This is a genomic window from Lewinella sp. (assembly GCF_050633125.1).
Classification (GTDB): domain Bacteria; phylum Bacteroidota; class Bacteroidia; order Chitinophagales; family Saprospiraceae; genus Lewinella.
The window spans coordinates 1-3,622 of record NZ_JBOEFX010000228.1 but is presented as its reverse complement, the minus strand read 5'-3'; the positions used below and the strand labels follow the sequence as shown (position 1 = coordinate 3,622).

The following is a 3,622-nucleotide window of genomic DNA, read 5'->3' as shown; positions in this document are numbered from 1 at the left end:
TTCCCATTGTTGAAAATGGCTTCGTTCCGGGATGTGTTTCACAGGAAAAGTCGGAACTGGGAAGTGGGAAATAATTAGAGCACTTAAGGTTGGTCAACCATCAACCATTTAACCATTAACATTCTCTTCCTTTCTGGTTTGATACAGGGAAACGAAAACCCCACCGGCTAACAATACAAAGATAACAACCAGGCTCAGCCATTCGGCTGGGTGCCAGTATTGGTGGAGCATCATTTTGGCGGCAACGAAAAACAGGATGATGGCCAAACTGTATTTCATGTATTCAAAGCGATCCATCATTGAGGCCAAGACGAAATAAAGGGAACGCAGCCCCAGGATAGCAAATACATTGGAAGAGAAAACTAAAAATGGATCGGTGGTAATCGCCAGAATAGCGGGAATGGAATCGAAAGCAAAAAGTACATCGGTGGTTTCTATCATCAATAAAGCAATGAAGAGGGGAGTGGCCGCCAAAATATGTTTGCGGCGTACAAAGAACGATTCATCTTCGATCTGCTTGCTGATAGGGAATATCTTCTTAGCGTATTTGATGATTGGATTCCGATTGGGATCAACCTCTTCTTCGCTGGTGAGCATCTTGTAGGCGCTGTAAATCAGGATAATTCCAAAAATATACATCATCCATTGGAATTGCTCCATTAACCAAACACCCGCTCCGATCATGATGCCTCTAAATATCAACGCACCTAGAATACCCCAGAATAAAACTCGGTGTTGAAATTGCTGAGGGATTTTGAAGTACTTGAAAATTAAGGCCATAACGAATACATTGTCCATGCTCAATGAAAGCTCTACCAGATAACCACTCAGGTACTTGAGGACAGCATCGCCACCAGTGAGGTCTCTGGTGCCCCAATGGTGATCGTAAAGATAGTAGACCACTAAAGAAAAACTTAGCCCTACAGCAGCCCAAAGGCTCGTCCAGCGAAGTGCTTCGCGTGTACTGGGTACATGGTTGTCCCGATTAAAGACGCCGAGGTCTAGTCCTAATAAAAAAAGTATAAATACGATAAAGATGCTCCAGAGCAGCATAGAATAAGTTTAGCCTTGTGACCTTGTGTTGGCCCTAAAAGTAACACAATGCATGACCTTTTGTGCTCCACAAGTGGGGATAATTCGACGAAAGGCCATTTTCTGCCAACGAATGTAAAATATTATTAGAAGACAAAGGCCCGTATACTAAATAAATCAGTACACGGGCCTTTGTTGTTTAACAGGCTTAGCGAGGCACGATTAAAACCAAGAGGTATTGATCGCATGCCGTTTGATATGCTTAAGACTCAATCGCAGCAATTCCAGGTAAGGTTTTACCTTCCAGATATTCGAGCATAGCACCACCACCAGTAGAGGCGTGGCTAACATCATCTGCTAGCCCCATCTGGTTGACAGCAGCAACAGAGTCGCCACCACCAATCAATGAATAAGCGCCGGCTTTGGTAGCTTGAGCAACATATTCGGCCATGGCTTTGGTGCCGTGAGCGAAGTTCTCAAATTCAAAAACGCCCATTGGACCATTCCAAAGGATTGTTTTGGATGCCAACACCACTTTGCCGAACGTTTCAATACTGTCTGGGCCAATATCCAGGCCTTCCCAACCGTCAGGAATGGAACCAGTTGCTGCAAACTGACTTGCTGCATCATTGGAGAAACCATCTGCAATCTTGTTGTCGGTAGGCAAGTAGATGTTTACCCCTTTGTCACGACCTTTTTGGAGCAACTGAAGCGCCAAGTCGGTTTTATTCTCTTCGCAGATAGAGTTACCAATGCTTCCTCCTTGCGCTTTGGCGAAAGTATAAGCCATGCCACCACCNNATAATCAGATTATCAACGCTGTCGAGCAGGCGATCCAGCAATAGAATCTTATCAGATACTTTAGCACCACCAACGATAGCGGTAAGCGGGTGTTCCGGGTTGTGAAGTACCTTATTAGCACTCACGACTTCTTTGTCCATCAAAAAGCCAAATGACTTTTGATCGGCATTGAAGTATTGGGCCATTACAGCTGTAGAAGCATGAGCCCGGTGAGCAGTACCAAAAGCATCGTTGATGTATACATCACCCAGTTCTGCCAATTGCTTAGCAAGCGCTTCGTCGCCTTTTTCTTCTCCAGCTGCAAAGCGGGTGTTTTCCAAAAGCATCACCTCGCCCGGCTGCAAGCTTTCGGCCAAGGCTTTGGCTTTAGGGCCAACGGTATCAGGAGAAAACTTAACATCAACACCGAGTACCGTTGAAAGATGAGCGACGATGTGACGTAAGGTGAATTGCTGCACATCAATGCTGCCGTCTTCCAGTTTCTTTTTCTGTGGACGTCCAAGGTGTGACATTAAAATTGCCGCACCTCCGTCGGCCAGCACCTTTTTAATGGTAGGAACGGCAGCCTGGATGCGCGTGTCGTCTGTAATTTGGAATTCACTATCAAGAGGAACATTAAAATCAACGCGGATAAGCGCTTTTTTACCTGCAGAATTCAGCATGGGTGGGAAGTTTTGAATGAGGGATAGTACTTTGTACTAAGTGCGGAGTACCGGGTGCGGAGTGCGATGTAGGCCTCCAAGAAGACCTTATACCTCGCACCTCGCACCTAGTACCCCGCACCTGGCCTAGCACCTAGTACTAAGTTATTTAGTACAGATCAAGTGAGCGAAATCAGCTAAACGAGCTGAGTAACCCGCCTCGTTGTCGTACCAGCTTACTACTTTCAGCATGTTTCCGTTGATGTTGGTCATCAGAGAATCGAAAATAGAAGAGTGAGGATTACGAACGATATCGCTAGAAACGATAGGGTCTTCGGTGTACTGTAGGTAACCTTTCATTGGGCCTTCCGCAGCTTCCTTAAACTTAGCGTTTACTTCAGCAACACTGCCAGGTGTTTTGTCCAGTACTACGTTCAGTTCGATCATAGAACCGGTAACAACAGGTACACGTACAGCAATAGCCGAAAGTTTGTTGCCAATAGCAGGGTATACCAACTTCACGGCCGCCGCAGCACCAGTGCTGGTAGGAACGATGTTGTAAGCAGCTGCACGTGCGCGACGAAGGTCCTTGTGAGGAGCATCCTGAATACGCTGGTCAGCTGTGTAAGCGTGGGTAGTGGTCATCGAACCAAGCTGGATACCATAGTTGTCATTGACGATCTTTACGACCGGTGCCAAACAGTTGGTGGTACAAGAAGCATTCGAGAATATGTTAGCACGGCGATCCAAGTCTTCGTGGTTTACACCAAGTACAATGGTTTGGATGCCTTCTCCTTTGCCAGGAGCAGAAAGTAAAACATCTTTAGCACCTGCTTTTAGGTGCATGCTAGCATTTTCTTTGGTAACAAAACGTCCAGTACATTCTAGTACCAAGTCAATGTTGTGTTCTGCCCAAGGAAGTGCAGAAGGATCACGCTCAGAAAGGCAAACGATCTTTTTACCGTTTACGATTAGGGCATCATCGGTAGCTTCTACCGTACCCTCGAATGGGCCTTGTGCAGAATCATACTTCAAAAGATGAGCGAGTGTAGCGTTATCAGTTAGGTCGTTGATAGCAACGATTTCAATACCGTCTTTCTTGAGGAGGTTACGGAAGGTCAAGCGACCGATGCGTCCGAAACCGTTGA

3 protein-coding genes and 1 pseudogene are annotated in these 3,622 nt (G+C 46.1%); all 4 read right to left on the bottom strand.

Annotation, left to right across the window (positions count from 1 at the left end):
- Nucleotides 1–108: 108 nt before the first annotated feature.
- The gene (locus ACRBG0_RS28465) at nt 109–1,053 is read right to left on the bottom strand and encodes a TerC family protein (protein ID WP_431490214.1); all 945 of its coding nucleotides are present in this window, start codon (nt 1,051–1,053) and stop codon (nt 109–111) included.
- 241 nt (nt 1,054–1,294) lie between these two features.
- A pseudogene (gene pgk / locus ACRBG0_RS28460) lies at nt 1,295–1,831 on the bottom strand (phosphoglycerate kinase); the annotation flags it as partial.
- Nucleotides 1,832–1,833: 2 nt separating this feature from the next.
- The coding region (locus ACRBG0_RS28455; RefSeq protein WP_431490213.1) for a phosphoglycerate kinase at nt 1,834–2,495 on the bottom strand (662 nt) is incomplete at its 3' end.
- Nucleotides 2,496–2,639: 144 nt separating this feature from the next.
- Nucleotides 2,640–3,622, bottom strand: a 983-nt coding sequence (gene gap, locus ACRBG0_RS28450; protein ID WP_431490212.1) for a type I glyceraldehyde-3-phosphate dehydrogenase, incomplete at its 5' end; no start/stop codon positions are given.